The 17,635-nt window shown below is 67.4% G+C and carries 13 protein-coding genes; 6 read left to right on the top strand and 7 right to left on the bottom strand.

The window, feature by feature from the left end; all coding sequences use genetic code 11:
- Positions 1–104 precede the first annotated feature (104 nt).
- Positions 105–2,036 (top strand): hypothetical protein, encoded by a 1,932-nt coding sequence (locus P12x_RS12465; RefSeq protein ID WP_435011193.1) that lies wholly within the window; start codon positions 105–107, stop codon positions 2,034–2,036.
- On the opposite strand, the gene P12x_RS12470 is transcribed toward P12x_RS12465, so the two are convergent.
- Complete coding sequence (locus tag P12x_RS12470) at positions 2,029–2,610, bottom strand: DUF2171 domain-containing protein (protein ID WP_435011664.1); 582 nt, start codon at positions 2,608–2,610, stop codon at positions 2,029–2,031. The two genes, P12x_RS12465 and P12x_RS12470, sit on opposite strands and share 8 nt — an antisense overlap.
- Here P12x_RS12470 and P12x_RS12475 point away from each other — a divergent pair.
- The 4 genes from P12x_RS12475 (at position 2,500) to P12x_RS12490 (ending at position 8,364) form a co-directional block, all read left to right on the top strand.
- Positions 2,500–3,054, top strand: coding sequence for a hypothetical protein (locus P12x_RS12475; protein ID WP_435011194.1), 555 nt, complete (start codon positions 2,500–2,502; stop codon positions 3,052–3,054). The two genes, P12x_RS12470 and P12x_RS12475, sit on opposite strands and share 111 nt — an antisense overlap.
- A 123-nt stretch (positions 3,055–3,177) precedes the next feature.
- Positions 3,178–6,576 carry a hypothetical protein gene (locus P12x_RS12480; RefSeq protein WP_435011195.1) on the top strand — a complete coding sequence of 1,133 codons (3,399 nt, stop codon included), beginning with the start codon at positions 3,178–3,180 and terminating at the stop codon, positions 6,574–6,576.
- 94 nt (positions 6,577–6,670) lie between these two features.
- Entirely contained in the window at positions 6,671–7,873 is a 1,203-nt protein-coding gene (locus P12x_RS12485; RefSeq protein WP_435011196.1) for a hypothetical protein, read from the top strand.
- A complete protein-coding gene (locus P12x_RS12490) occupies positions 7,870–8,364 on the top strand; it encodes a DUF427 domain-containing protein (RefSeq protein WP_435011197.1) in 495 nt (164 codons plus the stop codon). Before P12x_RS12485 ends, P12x_RS12490 begins: the two co-directional genes overlap by 4 nt.
- 71 nt (positions 8,365–8,435) lie before the next feature.
- On the opposite strand, the gene P12x_RS12495 is transcribed toward P12x_RS12490, so the two are convergent.
- The 6 genes from P12x_RS12495 to P12x_RS12520 all read right to left on the bottom strand — a co-directional run bounded on the left by P12x_RS12495 (position 8,436) and on the right by P12x_RS12520 (position 16,120).
- The gene (locus P12x_RS12495; RefSeq protein ID WP_435011198.1) at positions 8,436–8,891 is read right to left on the bottom strand and encodes a PIN domain-containing protein; all 456 of its coding nucleotides are present in this window, start codon (positions 8,889–8,891) and stop codon (positions 8,436–8,438) included.
- A gap of 299 nt (positions 8,892–9,190) precedes the next feature.
- The gene (locus P12x_RS12500) at positions 9,191–13,018 is read right to left on the bottom strand and encodes a protein kinase domain-containing protein (RefSeq protein WP_435011199.1); all 3,828 of its coding nucleotides are present in this window, start codon (positions 13,016–13,018) and stop codon (positions 9,191–9,193) included.
- A gap of 8 nt (positions 13,019–13,026) precedes the next feature.
- Positions 13,027–13,584 (bottom strand): sigma-70 family RNA polymerase sigma factor, encoded by a 558-nt coding sequence (locus tag P12x_RS12505; RefSeq protein ID WP_435011200.1) that lies wholly within the window; start codon positions 13,582–13,584, stop codon positions 13,027–13,029.
- A 96-nt stretch (positions 13,585–13,680) separates the two neighbouring features.
- On the bottom strand, positions 13,681–14,256 hold the full coding sequence (locus P12x_RS12510) for a hypothetical protein (protein WP_435011201.1): 576 nt from the start codon (positions 14,254–14,256) through the stop codon (positions 13,681–13,683).
- Entirely contained in the window at positions 14,247–15,116 is an 870-nt protein-coding gene (locus P12x_RS12515; RefSeq protein WP_435011202.1) for a DUF692 domain-containing protein, read from the bottom strand. Before P12x_RS12515 ends, P12x_RS12510 begins: the two co-directional genes overlap by 10 nt.
- A 32-nt stretch (positions 15,117–15,148) precedes the next feature.
- Positions 15,149–16,120 carry a TIGR04222 domain-containing membrane protein gene (locus tag P12x_RS12520; RefSeq protein ID WP_435011203.1) on the bottom strand — a complete coding sequence of 324 codons (972 nt, stop codon included), beginning with the start codon at positions 16,118–16,120 and terminating at the stop codon, positions 15,149–15,151.
- Between the two features lie 152 nt (positions 16,121–16,272).
- Between P12x_RS12520 and P12x_RS12525 the strand changes: the two genes are divergently transcribed.
- The gene (locus P12x_RS12525) at positions 16,273–17,634 is read left to right on the top strand and encodes a cytochrome P450 (protein ID WP_435011204.1); all 1,362 of its coding nucleotides are present in this window, start codon (positions 16,273–16,275) and stop codon (positions 17,632–17,634) included.
- Position 17,635 lies beyond the last annotated feature (1 nt).

The raw sequence follows: 17,635 nt of genomic DNA on the forward strand, positions 1-17,635 counted from the left end.
TTCGGTCCTCCCGACGGATATCTCCCTCGGCCCGAGGCCACTCGACCGTCGCCTCGGGCCGTGCCCTTTTGATCTCCCCCGCGGATTCACCAGCGAGATCGATCATGCGGATTCATCGCCGGCGTACATCGATGGCCCTGGTCACGCTCCTCTCGGCCGTCGCCGCCGTCACTCTATGGTCGACCGTCCGGCCCGGCATGACGGTCCCGCCCGCTTCGTCCTTGATCAGGCACGTCCGCCGGGGCCCATCGACCGGGATCGTCTTCACCTCGCGGACCGAGGCCGCCAGCCTGAGGCCCGAGGCGCCGGAATCCGAGCCCTACCGCGAGCCCGCCCTGGTCCCGTGGGCCGCCGGCGAAGGGCGTCTCCGCTTGCTCGATGATCGCGGCCTCCTCTACGAGCTGACCTGGGGCCGACGCCTCCTCGACGGTTCGACCCTCATCGATGTGATGAGCCCGTCGGTCTCGATCGATGGCGGGCGGGTCCTCTTCGCGGGCCGGAAGGGCCAAAACGACCGATGGCGGATCTACGAGGTCCGCGTCGATGGTTCGGGCCTGAGGCAATTGACCGGGGGGCCAGGGGACCCGGGATGCGTCGCCGTCCCTCCGCTCCGCTTCCGCGCCGACGGATCGCGCATCGCCGACGCGGACCGGCGGAGACTCGACTACGACGACGTCGACCCCGCCGACCTGGGGCCGAATGGCTTCGCCTTCGCGTCGAGCCGGCTGCCGGACCTGGGCCGCGATCAGAGCCGAAGGGCCACGCAGATCTGGGCCTGGTCTCCCGGGGCGAACGCGCCCGAGCCGTTGACGGCCAACCGCAACAACGACCGATGGCCGGTCCTGATCGCCGGGGAGCAGGTCCTCTTCAGCCTCTGGAGCCGCAATCGCGAGGCCGTGACGGCCGACCTCTCCGGGGTGCAACCGGTCTCGCTCGGGGGCGAGCACGCCACCCGGCCGACGGACCACTGGATGGCTGCGTTCATCTCCGCCAACGCAGCCCAGTTCGGCTACGCGATCAAGGCCGACGAGCCGGTCTGGCGGCCCCGGCCGCTCTTCAATGGCCGGATCGCCTACATGACGACCTCGACGCCCGAGTCCCAGATGCGACTGGCCCAGGCCGATTGGGGCTACATCCGTACTTCGCCGAGTTCGCTCGCCGATGGCCAATACCTCCCCGATGAGGGGGGCGCACGACGGTCCTACGGGCCGGACCGAGATGCCGAGGGGCGCGCGTTGACCGCCGCCTGCCCGTCGCCGGCCCCGGACAACTCGGTCCTCTTCGCCGGTTCACCTGCCGGATCGCCGCCGGCGTCGTTCGGGATCTACCAGGTCTCCGACGATTGGGCCACGGCCGAACCCGTGCCGCGTCTGTTATTCGACGACCCCGACCTGGTCGATGCCGAGCCGGTCGCGGTCTATCCTCGCCGTTTCATCCCCGAACCGAGGCGAGTCACCGCCCCGCTCGCCGAGGGCTACGATCGGCCGGCGAGCATCAAGCTCGAATCCGGGGCGACGTATACCGGTCCGATGGGCTACCTCGAAAATCTCGCCATCGGCGCGGCCATCCGGAACCCGATCCCCTGGCATGATCGATCGGGAGGGGAGCGGATCGATCCGAGGGCGGACCCGCTGGTCTCGCCGCCGCCCAACGTGGCCTCGGTCGCGGTCTACTCGGCGAACCGCGACCGCTTCGACGACCCCGATCGACTCCGGATCCCGGGGACCTGGGAGAAGCGGGTGGTCCTGCCCGTGTTCGGGCGAGACGCGCTCAGGGGCTGGGTCCCCAGCGATCCCCTCGGCCCGTCGGTGCTCGTCGGCCAGGATGCCGAGGGACACGTGGCCCGATGGATCGGCCCGGCTTCGGGCGGTCGCCCCGAACGGAGCTACTTCGCCCAGGCGGGCGACCACTACAGCGGCGTCCGATCGAACGGCTACCATTATTGCAACGGCTGCCACACCGGTCACACCTTCACGGTGCTGGATCCCACCGAACGAGCCGGGCCGACGGCCCCGGGCTTCTTCCCGATCAAGTGAGAATCACCCGGAAGGATCCAGGCCCATCCGAGGAGCCGAACCGCGAATCGTACGATGATCGGACTGGCGCTGGCGGGCCTCCTGATCGCCGGGATGGCCCGATGACCGCTTCGTCGTCTCCTCCGGGCAGGTGATCGAGGCGGGCTCGCTCGCCTTCGGACGACCGCGAGATCGAGCCCGCCGCCCGGACTACCTTCACCCCGCCTGACGCCCCGGCGTGGCCCCGGGCCGGGGCGAGGAAGCACCTGCTCGCCCGGGCTAAGGGGGGAAGGGTTGACTTCACCTCGTCGGAAGGCTTCGAGAGGCGGACCGAGGTGTCGGCCGAGGCGATCATCGAGGCCGGGATCAGGTGGTGCATCCCGTCCCCGGAGTCGTCGATGGTCGGCCGACCGGGGGGAGACGGACGGCCTCGCGGCCAGTTATGCTGGGAAGCGACCCGATCCGTCCTCCCGGGAGTCCCGCCTTGCTCGAAGAACAGCTCTTCGAAATCATCGACCCGATCCTGGTCGCCCGGAAGCTCCGCGAGGAGCCGGGGGAGGAGTTCCGCCAGCCCCCGCTGGACATCCTCCGGTATTACTGGCGACCGGTCCGACTCCACTGGATGCCGATCCTGGGGCGGGCCCGGTCGGTCGTGGCGGTGGTCCGCCAGCCGGTGGACGTGGGAGTCTCGGGCTCCTCGGCCGATTATCGGGCGTTCCTGAACCGGCTGGCGATGGCGGTCAACGGCCGGTTCCCGCCGAGTCGCCGCCTCGGCTTCGGGTCGATCGGCCTGACCGTCGTGGTCCTGACCCCCGAGCCGATCGCCGCCGAGGACGACGCGAGGCTGGAAGCGGCCCTGAAGGCCCCGAGCCGGTCGAGGGTGGTCACGCTCGGCCTGATCCGGATCAATCTCGGGCAGGAGGCGATGTCGTTCCAGCTGGCCGGCGGGCCGGACGACCTGTTCCCCGAGCCGATCGCGCTGGCCGACGAGCTGACCGAGCGATTCCGGAGGTTCGTCCCCCTCTTCGACGGGACCTGAGCCGAGGCCCGGCCCTCGTGTGGCATCCGGCCGCGCCTTGAGTTACGATCCGGGTGATGTTCCGCGAGGGCGACTCGCCGATCAATCCGAAGGGGGCGCGACGTGGTCGAGGATGGTCCGAGCTTGACGATCTCGGAGCTGAGGCGGATCGTCCGGGGCGTCGACCCGGCCGCGTTCGTGGTCCCCTCGCGGGTGGTCCGTCGGGCGATCAAGCACGACCGAGGGCTCCCGAAGTTGGCCTTGAAGGTCCCGCACCGCCGGGCCTTCGCGATCCACTCGGACGCGGCCCTGAAGGTCATCGACCGCGAGGAACTGGGGCTCGAGCCGGGCGAGTGGCCCCCCTCGACCCTGATCCTGCTCGCCGAGCCCGAGCCCGACGAGCTGTCCGGACTCCCCCCCGACGAGGTCCTCCGGAGCCTCTGGCGCCGGCTATTCCACGCCCGGATCGACGTGGAAATGACCCGGAAGCTCGAAGACGGCTCGATCGGCCCGGCCGGGCTCCGCGACCGGATCCGGCGGCTCGATCGATCGGCGTTCGAGGAGGCCCGGTCGGTCCTCCGCCAGGAGGAGAGGCTCCTGCCCCCCCGATCCGACCCGCATATCTATGCCGAGTTCGCGGCGACCTACCTGGAGCTGAGGGCCTTCGCGCCGGGGCTGGTCGCCGACTACTTCCCGGCGATCCGAGACACGGACGCGGCCGACCTGGTCTTCGCCGAGGATGTCGACGCCGAGGCGCTCCTGGCCGCGACCCGGCTGCCGGGGACGGCCGAGCCCTCGGACCGCCCGGCCGAGGCGACCGACGAGCTCGAGCCGGGGGAGGAGACCGACCTCGGGCCGGAGCCCCCCTCGGGGGCCGGATACCGGAGATTCCTGAAGCGGGCCGACCGATCCGCGGAGCGGGGCAACCTGGTCCGGGCGGCGATCCTCCGGACCCGCGCGGCCAGGCTGGCCGGGCCGAGCCTGGCCGGTCAGGCCCGATCGGCGGCCCGCGACGCGATGGGCGGTCTCGCCGGCCGACTCAAGGCGGCACTCGGGTTCGACGAGGACGACCTCCGCCAGTGGCGGAAGGCCCTGGTCGCCCCCCTGGATCGAAGCTCCCGAGGATTCTGGCTGCCCGACGCCCGGCTGCTCTACGACCTGCAGAAGGTCTGCGTCGACTACGAACGGCCGGTATACGCGGTCGACCTGGTCGGCTGGGCGGCCTCGATGGGACGTCGGCCGCTCCGTCGGCTCCTGCCGCATCACCAGGAGGTGCTGATGGTCCAGCACCTCCGCGGATCGAGGCGGCACCTGACCGCCGCCCGGCTCCCCGAGGCCGACCGGGCCCGGTTCGAACGCCTCCTGGATCGGGCGGTCCATCGGGCCGAGGAACACCTCCGCGACCGGCTCCGGCCCGAGATCGGCCGGGCCCTGGAGGAGACCGGCTTCGCCGCCCGGGACCTCCCCGAGCGGGTCGCCCTCCAGAAGCTCAACGAGGAGCTGCTCGACCGGGTGGTCGAGACCGGCTTCCTGGCGATGGGCGAACTCCGCGACGCCCTCTCGCGGAACAACCGGAAGCTGCCCGACCTGGCCGGGCCGGTCGAGTTCCTCGTCGGCGACCGCCTGCTCCAGGCCGACCGGCGGCTCGGCAAGGCCCTGGACGGGGTCTATCGTCGGGGAGAGATCTACCTCCGGGCCCTCCAGAGGCTGAGCGCCCTGGCCTTCGGGACCAGGCCGGGACGACTCCTGACCCGTTACCTGATCTTGCCTTACGGCGGGACGGCGGTGGTCCTCAAGGGGCTCCAGGAAGTCGTCGGCCCGCTCTCGCACTGGCTGCTCGGCGAGGAGATGCACCTGCTCAACCCCGTCTCGCTGGCCATCAACGGCACGCTCGCGATCGGCCTGCTCTACTCGAAAGGGTTCCGGCAGACGATCCTCCGCTACCTGGGGCATGCCCTCCGGGTGGGGCAAGGCCTGCTGGTGGGCCTGCCGTCCTGGCTCTTCCGCCGCGAATGGGTCCGGCGGATCGTCAGGAGCCCGGCGTTCGCCCTCACCTGGCGGGCCGCGATCCTCCCGGCGACGGTGGCCGGGATCGCCTGGGTCTTGCATCCCGCCTCGGCCACCCCCGGCCAGATCGAGATCGCCTGCGGCCTGATCTTCCTGACCACGTCCCTGATGCTGACCACCCGCGCCGGCCGCGACCTCGAAGAGCTGGCCTTCGACTCGATGGTCCGGACCTGGACCTGGTTCATCTCCAACCTCCTGCCGGGCCTCTTCCGGCTGGTGATGGAGACTTTCGACCGGCTCCTGGAGGCGGTCGAGCGCGTGCTCTACACCGTCGACGAATGGCTCCGTTTCCGGGCCGGTCAGGGCCCGATCGCGATGGCGGCCAAGGGCGTCCTGGGCGTGGCCTGGTTCCTCATCACCTATGTCGTCCGGTTCTGCGTGACATTGCTGGTCGAGCCCCAGGTCAACCCGATCAAGCATTTCCCGGTCGTCACCGTCTCTCACAAGATCATGCTCACGCAGGCCTTCGCGATCGAGGCGGCGGCCACCGGCCTGTTCGGCCGCGAGCGAGGCCTGGCGCTCGCCGGGACGTTCATGCTGCTGATGCCCGGCGTCTTCGGGTTCCTGGTCTGGGAGCTGAAGGAGAACTGGCGGCTCTACGAGGCGAACCGGCCCAGGAGCCTCCGCCCGGTGGTGATCGGCCACCACGGCGAGACGATGGCCCGGCTCCTCAAGCCGGGGTTCCACTCGGGGACCATCCCCAAGCTGTTCGCCAAGCTCCGGAAGGCCGAACGCAAGGCGATCCGGACCGGCCACGCCAAGGGGGTCCGCACGCACCTGGCCCACCTCCAGGGGGTCGAGGAATCGGTCCGCCACTTCCTCGATCGCGACTTCCTGACGCTCCTGCTCCAGAGCCGGTCGATGGCCGGGATGCCGATGGCCCTGGGGCGGGTCGTGCCCAGCTCCAAGCGACTCCTGGTCGAGCTGGTCTGGCCGGGACGGGGCGGGCCGAGCCTCTGGCTCTCGTTCGAGGAGCACTCGGGATGGCTCCTCGCCGGCCTGACCGACCCCGGATGGCTGGCCGATCTGGCCACGCCCGAGCGGAACGCCCTGGCCACGGCCCTGGCGGGCCTCTACAAGATGGCCGGGGTCGACCTGGTCCGCGAGCCGATCCTCGACGCCCTCGGCCCCGAGCCGCCCGACTTCGACCTCCGAGAGGAAGGCCTGGTGGTCTGGCCCGACGCCGTCTCGGCGACCGAGATCCTCTATCTGCTCCGGCCCAGGCCCGGAGTCGAGCCGTTCGTGACCCTGGACGCATCGGGCGAGCCCTCGACGGACACTCCGCCCCGGCTCGACACGGCCCGACTCCTCTTCGCCGACGCCTCGGTCCCCTGGAAACGCTGGGTCGAGGTCTGGGAGCGCGACCGTGCCGGCGAAGACCCCCCGCCCGAGTTCGTCCCGGGGCTCAGGCTCCTGCCCCCGACCGACGCGCAGGACTCGGGGCTACGGCCCACGAGCCTGAGGACCGAGGGCTGATGAACGGGCCTGGTCCTCACGGTTCGCGGCCCAGAAATCGGACAGGCCCGAGAGTCCCGAAGGCTCCAGTTGGCCGTTATCGAGGACGTTCGGCATGGATCGGAAGGCGGACGTAAAGCCCCGGGGTAGGTTGGCCAGGCGAGTGCTCGGGGTCCTGGTCGGGGCCGCGGGAGCGCTGGGGCTGGCACCGGCCTCGCTCCTGGTCCTGGTGGGCGAGACCCGAGCGGGCCGGCTCTCGGGAGGGGTCGCGGCGGGCGGCCTCCTGATGGCGGCCTGCCTGGGCCACATCCTTTTCCGGGCCCCCTCTCGCGCCTGGCCCTGGTGGGCCGGGGTGGGGCTGGGGCTGTTGCTGGCGGTCGGCCTGGCGATCGCCCTGGTCCGGGAAGATCCGAGGCCCCGACCGGCCCGAGAATCCGGGCTACTCTCGCGATTCCGGGACGGGTCCGAGGTCCCGAAGCTCTCTCCGTTTCATCTCGTCCCGGAGATCGACCAGGTCAAGCTCGGCCTGACGATGATCACCCGGCCGGTCCCCTGGGTGGCTCGGGCCCGGACGATCCGCGAGGTCACGATGGGCCTCTATCGCGAGATCGAGGCCGACCCCGAGGCCCGAGGGCTCGCGCCCGTCACCCACTTCGGGGCGATGGAGCTGCTGGGGGCCGGCTTCGACTCCGGGCATTACTTCGCCTACGCCCCCGAGCCTCGCGACGGCGAGACCCTGGGCCTGGTGGTCTTCCTCCACGGCAACGGCGGCAATTTCCAGGCGCTCTCCTGGGCCTGGAAGGACTTCGCCGAGGAGCATCGGATGATCCTCCTCGCGCCGACCTTCGGCTTCGGCTTCTGGGGCGAGGGCGGGGTCGAGGCGGTCGACCGCGCCTCGGAAGACGCCCGGAATCGCTGGCCGATCGATCCCCGGCGCGTCTACCTGGCAGGCCACTCCGACGGCGGGGTGGGCGTGACCCGATCGGGCGCGGCCCACCCGGACCGCTATCGAGGGCTGATCTACCTCTCCCCGACGATGCACCTGGATGAGCTGGCCGCCCCCGGGTTCATCGAAGGGTGGAAAGGCCGTCCAATCCGGGTCTTCCAGGGCGATCGCGACTGGAGCGTCTATAAAAGTACGGTGGACCCGGCCGTCGAGCTGCTCCGACGCTCCGGCGCGAGGGTCGAGTATGATGTCTTCCCCGGCGAGGATCACTTCCTCTTCTTCTCCCGGCGGTCCGAGCTGTTCGATCGGCTCGGGACCTGGATGGCCGGGATCGAGCGACCCGAGGCGGTCGAGAAAGCAGGCGAGCCATGAACCCCCGAAGGATCGAGCCGGGCCCCGGCCAGGAATCGGTCTGGGACTACCCCAGGCCCCCCCGCCTGGAACCCTCGACGAGGCTGATCCGCGTGACCTTCAACGGCGAGGTCATCGCCGAGACCGAACGCTCCTTCCGGGTCCTGGAGACCAGCCACCCGCCGGTCTACTACATCCCTCCCGAGGACATCCGGGCCAAATGCCTGGTCCGCTCCTCCCGCTCGACCTTCTGCGAATTCAAGGGTCGGGCCCGATACCACACCCTGAGCGTCGGAGAGCGCCGGTCGCCCGACGCAGCCTGGTCCTACCCCGACCCGAGCCGCGCCTTCGAGGCGATCCGCGACCACCTGGCCTTCTACTCCAGCCGGGTCGACGAATGCACCGTCGCCGGCGAGGTCGTCCAGTCGCAGCCCGGCGATTTCTACGGGGGCTGGATCACCTCCGAGATCGTCGGCCCGTTCAAGGGCGACCCGGGAACCTGGGGCTGGTGAAGAGGGGAAAGACTTGAGAGGCACCGGAAGGTCGAACGACGAGACCCTCGGCCGATCGTGAATCCGATCCGTCAGGCCGAGGGGGCTTCGACGAACGGATCGACGAATCGAACACCTTCCACGTCACGTCCGTGCTGGAAGTCCTCGGTATAGAGCACGGAGACGCCATTCTCCGCGGCGGCGGCCCAGATCAACGCATCCCAGAACGACAGGCCGTGGCGAGGCATCCCTTCGAGGGCCCGGAACGTCAGCGAGGGCGTGATGGGGAGGACCTCGCTGATTGCTGCAAGGTCGCGGAGGAGGAGAGACACCTGATCGGCGGCCAATCTCGTGATGCGATTCGGTCGCATCATCACCGAGCAAAACTCGTTGAAGACTTGACTGCTGAGCACGAGCCGCTTCTGCTTCGCGAGTCGTTTAAGCAACTCCTCGGCGACGGCATGCTTCGCGAGATCGCTTGGATCGTGAGCATAGATGATGATATTGGTGTCGAGCAGGGAGCGTGGGTCTTCAAGGATGGCGGTCATGAAGCTCCTCACGCTTCGGATAAGGAGGGCCGCCCAGGTTGATTCCCTCGCTCATCCTGGCGAATGCCCGACGCATTGACTCATCTCGACCGGACTCATCTTCGGAACCCGCGGAACCCGCCTCCACGGGAAGAAATGTGACGATGACCCGACTCGGTGAATGCACCTGCCCCGGCGGTTCCGAAAGCTCGACTTTCCCATTCTTGTAGACGCCTTCCACGGTCAACAGGGCCATCGATTCGTCTCCTTGCGTGAGCGTTGTCCCGACTTGCCTCTCGATCGATACGGTTCGATCCATGTTACGGTGACGACGGCAAAGCGTCGAGCAACCGCTGGAGCGACGCCTTGGGATCGGGCCGTCGAGGGGGCGAGGTGAAATCGAGCTTGAGCCCCTTCTCCTGGGCGAAGCGAACGAACTCCCAGTGGTTGGCGAACCGCCGACCGTGAATGTTCCCCAACTGGTCAAGGACGATCCGCCGGGCCTCCCCGTAGCACGTTGGGAACTTGAGCAACTCGACCAGATCCTCTGTCGTCAACCGGCAAGGATACGGCTCGGCCGCTACCCGCATCGTGTCTTCACCGATTCCCCGGTCGAATGTCAGAGCGGCCAGCCGGTAGGCCCGTTCTACCTGTTGCTTCTTGCCGCCGTCGGTGAGGATGGCTAACAGAGCAATATTATTTAATGACAAATTTTCGATTAGTAGAGCAGCCAATTCGCGTACGACGATTCGAGAACGAACGGGATCGAATTGATAGTGTGAATTGAATCCCTGCCAGTCACTGGCGAGATCGAGAAAACCTTGCCAATGAAAGCGGCCTTGCAGTTTGGAGAGTGACACAGGGTACGTTTGCAAGAAAGCCAGAATCATTATTTGATCTAGCCTAATTGGTTGGTCCGACTCCAGTTGTTCCGACACCTTTCTCATGGCCGAAGCCAACGAGCCGGATTCTGCGGCCATGAACTTTCGCTCGAGCATGGATATTAGGACACGAGCGATACCTGCGATCTCGGCCGCATCACGCCGAGAAGAAAAATCGACGAGCGTCGACGCTAACGAGCTCTGAGTGTCGCTGTCGGTCTCACGATCGAGAGCAGAGAGCAAGGCACGAGCGACGCCGGCAACCTCGACCGCGTCGAGCCGAGAAGAAACGTAGTCTAGTGCCGACGCTAACGATCTCCGAGCGTCGCCGTCGGTCTCACGATCGAGAGCGGAGACCAAGTCGAGTGCAATCCGTGCGGCCTCGACCATGTCGAGCCGGGATGCCAAGGTGCCCAAAGCCCATGCCAATTCTCTGCGATTTCCGGCGTTGGGCTCCGGTTCGAGAGTGGACGCCAAGGTGCGAGCGATGCCGGCGATTTCGACCGCGTCGAGCCGAGCTGAAGTCTTAACCAACGCCGACACTAACGATACTCGAGCCAAGGCTCCGGTCTCCCGCTGGAGCGTGGACATTAATATGCTCGAAGCCCGTGTGAGCTCGGACGCGTCGAGCCAAAATGCTATCTTACCCAGACACCGTGCCAACGTGCTGCGATCCTGCTCGTCAGTCTTCCTCTCGAGCGCGGAGACCAAGGCGTATTCTGCCTGCAGGCAAACTAGTGCGGCCTCGGCCCCGTCGAGCTGTGATGCCACCTCCGCAAGGGCCGACGTCAGCCAATCGCGAGCCTTGTTGTCAGTCTCCCTCTCGAGCGAGGAGACCAGAGCTCGAGCGGCCTGCGAGCAATTCCGTGAGGCTTCGGTCGCGTCGAGCCGAGTCGAAACCTTAACCAAGGCCGAGGCCAAAGAGATGTCGCTAGGATAATCATAGTACATATCATTACCTAACGGAGCGAACCGGCTTCGAGTCTCAGTGTCGGTCTCCAACTCGATTGTGGAGACCAAGGCGTGAGCGATGCCGACGACCTCGGCCGTATCGAGCCTCCTTGAAAGCGTGACCAGGGCCCGAACTAACCAAATGCGAGCACGAGCGTCGGCCTCTTTCGCGAGCGTTGTTGTCAGGGCGCGAGCGATGCCAGCGGCCTCGACCATGTCGAGCCGCAATGCCATATTTCCCAGGTTCAATGCCAATATGCACCGAATATCGACGCTGGATTCCCGATCGAGCGAGGAGACTAAAACGCGTGAAACTCGCGCGGCCTCGGTTGCGTCGAGCCACGATGTGACCGCCTCAAGGTACGATGCCAACCGACCACGGGCAGAGACGTCGGCCTCCCGCTCGAGCGCGGAGACCAGTGTGCGTGCGGCTCGTGAGCAGACCCGTGAGGCCTCGGTCACGTCGAGCCGCGATGCCACCTTATTCAGATCCCATGCCAACGTGCTGCGGGCATCGACATCGGTCTCCCGCTCGAGCGCGGAGACTATCATTATTGATGTTTTATTAATATCTATATTATTAGACAATATTGGCAGACAGCTCATCAATGCATCCAGAATAAAACCTTCCAAAAATTCGCCCTTGAGTTCGACCGACAGTGCCTGGATGATGATCTCCGAGGCTCTCTCGCTCACGGGGCCGGGCCGAGCCTCGAGGTTGAGTAGAATGAATGCGATCTCGGTTTTGGTCTCGAGCGACAACTCGGTATGGCTCAAGCGATCGGCAAGCAGCCTGGAAGCCTTGGCTCGCCGAACGGGGTCGAGGCCGATGGCGGCAATCAGGGAGGGCTCGGCTCGCGCCCGGAGTTGGAGAAGGGTGCGTGGATCGCGAATGGCCTCGTCCAGAAAGCGAATTCTGAACGTGTCACTGCTCTGAGCCGACAATTCCCAGAGAGCTTCCTCTTCAAGCCCGGATAAGAACTCATTCACGGTAACATCGCCACTGGGATTCAGGGGCCGCACAAGACTTCGGGCGAATGCCCGCTCGGTTTCATCTCGGGCCGCAATAGCTACGCCTTCGGACTCCTTCGCGTTATTTGCAGCTTCCCTCTCGCGGAGGGCGAAATGAATGGAAACGACCGTTCCGAAGATCAACGCGACCGCCACCGAGGCCGTCAGCCCCGCCACGGCGGGGTTCCTCCGGCACCATCTCGCGAAGCGCTCGGCCTGGCCGACGGGCCTGGCGTGGATGGGGCGGCCTTCGCACCATCGGTCGAGGTCTTCGACCAGTTCGGCGGCCGTGAGGTATCGCTTTGATGGTTCCTTATCGAGGCACTTGAGGACAATCGTCTCCAGGTCTCGACTCAACCCCGGTTGGATCGTGGAGGGGCGCGGGGGCTCGGTTTCTCGGACTTGCCTCAGGAGGGTCAGAACGTTGTCGCCGAGGAACGGGGTCCGGCCGGTCAGTCGCTCGTAGAGGATCACACCGAGGCTGTAGATGTCGGCGGCGACCGTCAAATCCTTGCGGCCGGCAGCCTGCTCGGGGGGCATGTAGCGGGGGGTCCCGAGGACCTGGCCGGGGTCGGTTAGGGATCGGTCGATGTCGGTCAGGCGCTTGGCGAGGCCGAAGTCGGTGACGTGGGGCTCGCCATTCGGATCGATCAGGACGTTCGAGGGTTTGAGGTCGCGGTGGAGAACGCCTCTCTGATGGGCGTGGTGGACGGCTCGGGCGACGGTGATGAGCCCTTTCACCTCCTTGCTGGCCGAGGCTCGCGGATGGGCGGCCAGGGAGGTTCCCTCGATGAACTTCATCGAGAAGTATTGCTGGCCCTGGTGCTCGCCGACCTCGTAGACGGGCACGATGTTCGGGTGGTCGAGGTTCGCGGCCGACTCGGCCTCGGCCTGGAATCGGGCGATTTCCCGGGGAGAGGCGTGGGTCCCGGTGAGGACCATCTTAAGGGCGACCAGGCGGTTGAGCGAGGACTGTCGAGCCTTGTAGACGATCCCCATTCCCCCTCGGGCGACCTCCTCCAGCAGTTCATAGTCGCCGAAATAGCGGACCGTCGGCGGGAGAATCCGGCCGTTTTCGTCGAGAGCCCGGGTCTCATCGGGACCGGCCATTCGGAGCGGGGATGCTACGCGGTCCATCCGGTCGAAGTCGTTGAAGAAGGTTTGTAAGGCCGCGGCCTGGCTGGGGTGGCGGTCGAGCCACTCCTGGCGGTTGGGGACTTCCCCGGCCTCGATCGCTTGCACATACGACGCGATGAGGGCGTCGATGGGGTCGATGGTCGGGGTGGGGTCGTTGGGCGTGGTCATTGCTGGATTCACTCCTCGAGCTTGAGGCGATCCCGGAGTCCGGCCAGCCCCCGGCGGAGGAGCGAGGCGACGGCGGGGACGGTCTTGCCGGACTTCTCGGAAATCTGCCCGAGGGTCAGGCCCTGGCAGTGCTTCAGGACGACCACTTCCCTCATCAGGTCGGGGAGTTCGGACAGGGCCTCGACCATCCGGAGCAACTCCTCGTGGCGTTCGAGCCGGCCGCTGGGCGAGGTCTGGTCGGCGGCGAGCCAGGCCGCGAAGCCGGAGGCGGATCGGTCGATTTCGGCCTCCAGAGATCGTTCCAGGGCGACGTCCCGTCGGTCGCGCCGGTAGTGCTTGAGGGCGTCGGCCAGGGTGCTGGCCAGGATCTTCCGGAGCCACGCCGCCAGGACGGCCGGCTCTCGATTCCGGAGATCCCCCAGCGCCGGGTACGCCCGGGCCAGGGTCTGCTGGACGACGTCCGATGGGTCGAGCTTCCCCCGGAGCCGGCGGTCCAGGTGCAACTCCGCCAGCACCTTCAGGTACTTCCGGAAAGGCTCCAGGGTCTCCGGGTCGGCTCGGGTCATTCGCGATCATCCCCCTACTGGAGTAGACGACGTCGTCCCTCCGATGAACCAGAATTATCGCCGGGATTTCGCCGGAATCCCAGGATCGGGCCGGATTCAGCCGGGAAGGGCCAGGATGACGCGTCGGAGTCTCCCCCGAGGGCTCCGCCGGAACCAGGCGAGGATCGTCCACCTTCTCCGGGGTTCTCCGCCTTCGGTCGCGGCCCGGGCGAGGTCGATGGGGTGATGATGGAGGCGGATCAAGGTCCATCGGCGGGACGGGTCGTGGGCCCTCAGCGTGGATGCCTCGAAGCGGAGGAGGTCGGCCATCCAGGGTTTGTCGACCTCCCGGGCCAAGAGCCCGGCGAAGGCGAGGGCGTCGTCCCGATGCTTCTTGATCCCGGAGGGGACGAAGGTCGCGGCGTGACTTCGGAACAGGGCGGCGAATCGAGCCGGTCCGACCGCCCGGAGGGTCAGGGGCAGGAGCAACTCGACCTCGCCCCGACGCTTGGCGATCAGCGAGGCGGCGAAGCCGTCAATCTGGGCGATCGGCAGCTCGGCGATCGTCCGGGCCTCTTGGGGCCCCAGGCCGAACTCATCGGCGACGGCGGCGGGATCGGCCCGGAACCGGGCCCGGAGGGGGGCGTCGACGGCCAGCCTCGCCAGGAGCCTCTGGGATTCGGCTAGGCCCATCGACCGTGGGCCTTCCCGATCGCCCGGGCCCGGTCGAGTTCGTCGAGCAGCTCGCCGAACGGGGGCAAGTCCTCGTCCCGCTCCAGGATGATTCCCTTGACGGGTGCCCGGGCGACGACCTCCTCCAGCAACGCCCAGACCTCCGGGGGCGCGGGTCGTGCGTGGCTGTCGATCAGCTGGCCGCCCTGCCACTCGCCCCCCGCGAAGTGGAGCTGGACCACGCGGTCGAGCGGCAGGCGGTCGAGCCATTCGATCGGGTCGAAGCCGTGATTGACCGCGTTGGTGTGCAGATTGGTCACGTCCAGCAGAAGCCCGCAGCCGGTCCGCCCGGCCAGCTCGGCCAGGAAATCGGGCTCGTCCATCTCGGCGCCGGGGAGGGCGATCGTGTAGGTGATGTTCTCGACGATCAAGGGGACGTCGATCTGTCGGCGGGCCTCGGCGATGTTGCTCGAGAGGACATCCAGCGCCTCGCTCGACATTGGCAATGGGGCCAGGTGGCCGATCTCGACGCCCCCGGCCCGGGTGAACGCCACATGCTCGCTCCACCAGGGGGGCTTGACCCGACGGACCAGGGCGGCGAACTTCCCCAGATAATCGGGATCGAGACCCTCGGCCCCGCCCAGCGAGAGGTTCAGGCCGTGCGGGATCAGCGGGAAGTGATCGGCCAGGAGGGACAGCTCCCGGAGCTTCTCCGACGAGGCGTCGAGGTAGTGGTCGGCGGTGATCTCCAGGAAGTCGACCCGGTCGCGGGCCAGGAACAGCTCGCCCCGGAACGGCGAGCGGAACCCCAGCCCCACGCCCAGGGTCGGGAGGCGGGAGATGATGTCCAGGGCGCCCGGATTGGGCTGGATCAGGGGCATGATGCGACCCTTCGAGAACCAGACATCGCCAATTATGCGCCGCAGCCGCCGCAGCCGCCACCACCACAGCCGCCCCCTCCTCCGCAGCCACCACCCGCTCCTCCACAGCCACTCGCCCCGCCCCCACATCCCCCGCCGCAACCGCCGGAGGTGGCCGCGGCCGACTTGAACAGGTCGGGCACCTGGGCGTAGGCGGTCCCCGCCAGCACGGAAACCCCGAAGAGGGCGGGGACCAGGACCAGGGCCGGGTCATGGGCCAGCGTCTCGGCCTCGTCCTGGAGCCTCGGCTTGAGGTTCTCGAAGGCCTGCCGGAGCCGTTCCAGATAGTCCTTGCCCCGTAGGGTCACTCGGGGCACCTTGCAGACCAGGGCGAGGGCCACGAGCCCGATCGCGGCGAACACGAACAGCAAGAGGACGTTGTGTCGCCCCTTCGCCAGGGCGACGGCCAGCTTGAATCCGCCGAACGCCAGGATCATGAGCGCCCCACCCAGCCAGATCCGCCAGGCGGTCGCGATCCGTTCGGGCCCCGTCAGCAACTGCCGATCGCGGAGCGACTCGGCCGTCGAACTCAGCCCGGCTTCGATCTTCCGGGCCAGGCCCTGCGGCTGGAAGAGGACCTCGGGCTTCCTCGAATGATCGAAGAAAGGAAAGGCCACGGACTCGATCGGCGAGAGATGGTCCAGGTCGGGATGATCCGGATCCTGCTCGATCTTCCGTTCGGTCCCCTTGAGGAGAGACTTTTTCTCGACGATCCGGAGATATCCCCGGCGAATCAGGTCGAAGACGACCAGCCGCGTCACCTCGTTCGAGCCACCCCGGAGATAGGCGATCTCGCAAGGGTCGGGCTTGGTGGGGATCGGCATCGAGCCCAGCGAAAGACTCCGGTCGGCCCGTCGGCCCCTCAGGAACGCCTCGCCGGCGATCAGGGCCATCACGGACGCATAAAGGATCAGGAACGGCGGCCCCGACATCTCGGAGATCGGGTTGTTGAAGAGCCAGTTCATGAAAGGTCTCCCATCGGCCGGGCTTGCTAACCCATCGATCATATTCGTGATTTTAACGGTAGCTTCGTCGCCGAACCTCAAATATTAAATATTCGGGACGGGGTCGCCGGATGACCTGGAAGGCCAGGAGTCCCCCGGGGTACCATGACCCCATGGCCACCACCCTCGAATCGCCGCGCAAGTCGATCCCCGGCCCCAAGGGGCACTGGCTGAAGGGGAACCTCTCGCAATTCTCCGCCGACCGGCTGGGCTTCCTGGACCGGTGCGCCCGGGACTTCGGCGATGTGGTGGCCCTCCGGTTCGCCCACCGGAAGATCGTGGTGGTCAATCACCCCGACCTGGTCGAGGAGGTCCTGGTCACCCGGAACCGGCAGTTCATCAAGCACTTCGCCCTCCGGTTGGCCAAGAATACGATGGGCGAGGGGCTCCTGACGAGCGAGGGGGACTTCTGGCGACGCCAGCGGAGGCTCTCGCAGCCGGCCTTCCACCGCGAGAAGGTCGCCGGGCACGCCTCGGTGATGGTCGAGTATGCCGACCGGATGCTCCGGGGATGGCTCGACGGCCAGCGCCGGGATGTCCAGGCTGACATGATGCGGCTGACCCTGGAAATCATCGCCAAGTGCCTCTTCGACGCCGACGTCTCGGCCGACTCGGCCGACGCCAGCGCCGCGATGGAGACCGTCCTCCGCTGCTTCACCGCCCGGGTCGACCGGCTCCTGCCGGTCCCCGACTTCCTGCCGACCCCCATCAACCTCCGGCTCCGACGGGCCATGAAGCGGCTCGACGGGATCATCTATCAGGTCATCTCCGACCGGAGATCCATGAAGGAAGACCGGGGCGACCTGCTCTCGATGCTCCTGGAGGCCAACGACCCGGTCGAGGAAGGCGGGGCCGGGATGACCGACCGCCAGCTCCGCGACGAGGCGATGACCCTCTTCATGGCCGGGCACGAGACCACCGCCAACACCCTGGCCTGGGTCTGGCTCCTCCTCTCGGGACATCCCGAGGTCGAGGCCAAGCTCCACGCCGAACTCGACGAGGTCCTGCCCGACCGCCTCCCCACCATCGCCGACCTCCCCCGCCTCCCCTACACCGAGCGGGTCGTCACCGAGGCCCTCCGGATCTACCCGACGGTCTGGCTCCTCGGCCGCGAGGCGATCGAGCCCACCGAGGTCGGCGGCCACCCGATCGCCCCCGGGACCACCATCTACATGAGCCAGTGGGTCATCCACCGGGACCCCCGATGGTTCGACGACCCCCTGGCCTTCCGCCCCGACCGATGGCTCGACGGCCTGGCCAGGAAGATCCCCCGATACGCCTACTTCCCGTTCGGGGGAGGTCCCAGGATCTGCATCGGCAACGCCTTCGCGATGATGGAAGCCACCCTGCTCCTCGCCACGATCGCCCGGAAATTCCGCCCCAGGGTCCTCCACCCCGAGAAGGTCGTCCTCCAGCCCACCATGACCCTCCGCCCCGCCGACGGGATCGACGTCTTCCTGGAAGCCCGACGCTGAC

Origin of the sequence: Tundrisphaera lichenicola, assembly GCF_051175385.1 — a bacterium.
GTDB lineage: Bacteria > Planctomycetota > Planctomycetia > Isosphaerales > Isosphaeraceae > Tundrisphaera > Tundrisphaera lichenicola.

Coding starts and splice junctions, on each gene's coding strand:
- P12x_RS12465 (WP_435011193.1), top strand. CDS start 105: ATGCGGATTCATCGCCGGCGTACATCGATGGCCCTGGTCACGCTCCTC.
- P12x_RS12485 (WP_435011196.1), top strand. CDS start 6,671: ATGGATCGGAAGGCGGACGTAAAGCCCCGGGGTAGGTTGGCCAGGCGA.
- P12x_RS12490 (WP_435011197.1), top strand. CDS start 7,870: ATGAACCCCCGAAGGATCGAGCCGGGCCCCGGCCAGGAATCGGTCTGG.
- P12x_RS12495 (WP_435011198.1), bottom strand. CDS start 8,891: ATGACCGCCATCCTTGAAGACCCACGCTCCCTGCTCGACACCAATATC.
- P12x_RS12500 (WP_435011199.1), bottom strand. CDS start 13,018: ATGACCACGCCCAACGACCCCACCCCGACCATCGACCCCATCGACGCC.
- P12x_RS12505 (WP_435011200.1), bottom strand. CDS start 13,584: ATGACCCGAGCCGACCCGGAGACCCTGGAGCCTTTCCGGAAGTACCTG.
- P12x_RS12510 (WP_435011201.1), bottom strand. CDS start 14,256: ATGGGCCTAGCCGAATCCCAGAGGCTCCTGGCGAGGCTGGCCGTCGAC.
- P12x_RS12515 (WP_435011202.1), bottom strand. CDS start 15,116: ATGCCCCTGATCCAGCCCAATCCGGGCGCCCTGGACATCATCTCCCGC.
- P12x_RS12520 (WP_435011203.1), bottom strand. CDS start 16,120: ATGAACTGGCTCTTCAACAACCCGATCTCCGAGATGTCGGGGCCGCCG.
- P12x_RS12525 (WP_435011204.1), top strand. CDS start 16,273: ATGGCCACCACCCTCGAATCGCCGCGCAAGTCGATCCCCGGCCCCAAG.